The organism is Desulfovibrio sp. 1188_IL3213, from assembly GCF_036763145.1.
Classification (GTDB): domain Bacteria; phylum Desulfobacterota; class Desulfovibrionia; order Desulfovibrionales; family Desulfovibrionaceae; genus Desulfovibrio.
Map to the genome: position 1 here is coordinate 1 of NZ_JBAIYR010000438.1, position 1,786 is coordinate 1,786.

2 protein-coding genes are annotated in these 1,786 nt (G+C 60.5%); both read left to right on the forward strand.

Annotation, left to right across the window (positions count from 1 at the left end; all coding sequences use genetic code 11):
• Positions 1-379, forward strand: a 379-nt coding sequence (locus V6C16_RS12355) for an HpcH/HpaI aldolase/citrate lyase family protein (protein ID WP_333543340.1), incomplete at its 5' end; no start/stop codon positions are given.
• A gap of 158 nt (positions 380-537) precedes the next feature.
• The coding region (gene citF / locus V6C16_RS12360) for a citrate lyase subunit alpha (RefSeq protein ID WP_333543341.1) at positions 538-1,786 on the forward strand (1,249 nt) is incomplete at its 3' end.

The window sequence follows — 1,786 nt, forward strand, 5'->3', positions numbered from 1 at the left end:
GGGTGCGCAACGCACGGCCGAAGGGGCCGAGATCGCCCATGCGCGCGCCCGCCTCGTCACAGCGTGCAAGGCTGCGGGCATTCTTGCCATCGACACGCCCTATCCCTTTGTGTCCGACCTTGAGGGGCTGGAAAAAGACGCCGCCTATGCCGTGCAACTCGGCTTTGACGGCAAGGCCGTTATCTCGCCCCACCATGTGCATCGGGTGAATCAGGCGTTCATGCCTGCGCCGGAAAAAGTCAACTGGGCCAAGCGTGTGATGGCCGCCGCCCGCAGGGCTGACGAAGAAGGCAAGGGGGCGGTTTCTTTGGACGGCATGATGATTGACCTGCCCATTATCAAAAGGGCGGAACGCATTCTGCTTCTGGCCGACGCCTAGGGCATTCTGGCTTTGAGAATATACATTATCAGAGCTTCAAGACGCTCACTACGGCGCTTAACAGCGCAAACAGTTGCGCTTACGCCTTCGTGGCGGCCGTCTGATGACGCTGCCGCCAGAACAATTTCAGAGTGAAATTGCTCTAAGGGGATATTTTCATGAAACGCAAACATATGGCTTCCATTACCGACGCTCTGCGCCAATGCGGCCTCAGGGACGGCATGACCCTGTCCTTTCACCACCACCTCCGCAACGGGGACCATGTGGTGAACATGGCGATGGACGCCGTGGCCGCACTGGGCGTCAAGGACATAACCGTTGCCTGCTCTTCGCTTTTTCCCGTACACGAGCGCCTGATAGAGCACATCAGGGCCGGGGTGATCACCGGCCTTGATACAGACTACATGAGCGGCCCCCTGGCAAAAGCCGTGACTGACGGCATCCTGCCGAGGCCCGTCATGTTCCGCTCGCACGGTGGCCGGCCCCGCGCCATCGGCGAAGGTTCGCTCAAAATAGACATCGCCGTGGTGGCCGCGCCCGCCGTGGACGGCCTGGGCAACATAACGGGAACCGAAGGGCCGTCGGCCTGCGGCTCGCTGGGCTATGTCATCCCGGATACCCGGCATGCAACAAAGGTCATCGCCGTCACGGATCATGTGGCGGCAGGCGGTCTGGGCCGCGTGAGCATACCCCACGACGTGGTGGATCATGTGGTGGTAGTGGACAAGATTGGCGATCCGGCCGGTATTGTTTCCGGCTCCATCAGTCTGACCAGAGACCCTGTGGCCCTTGCCATCGCCCGCAATGCCCAGGCGGTCATACGGGCCTCCGGCCTGCTGCAGGACGGTTTCTGCTATCAGACCGGCGCAGGGGGCGCATCGCTGGCCGCCTCTCTTTTTCTGCGAGAAGACATGCGCGCCATGAAGCTGCACGGCGGTTTTTTACTTGGCGGCATAACCAGATATATGGTGGAAATGCTTGAAGAAGGGCTGTTTGACAACATCTTTGACGTACAGTGCTTTGACCTGGACAGCGTGAAGTCCATTGCCCGGAACCCGCGCCATGTGGAAATATCCGCCGACACCTACGCCAATCCCGGCAGAAAAGGCAACTGCGTGGACTATCTGGACGCCGTGCTGCTGGGCGCCACGGAAATTGATCTCGATTTCAACGTCAACGTGACCACCGACTCCAACGGAAAAATTATCGGCGGTTCCGGCGGCCACAACGATGCCGCCGCAGGGGCAAAACTGACCGTCATTGTCGCACCGCTGGTGCGCGCCCGCCTGCCCATTGTGGTGGAAAAATGCACCACGCTTACCACCCTCGGCTCCACAGTGGACGTTCTTGTGACCGAACGCGGCATCGCCGTGAACCCTGCCCGCAAGGAGCTGGCCGACAGGCTGC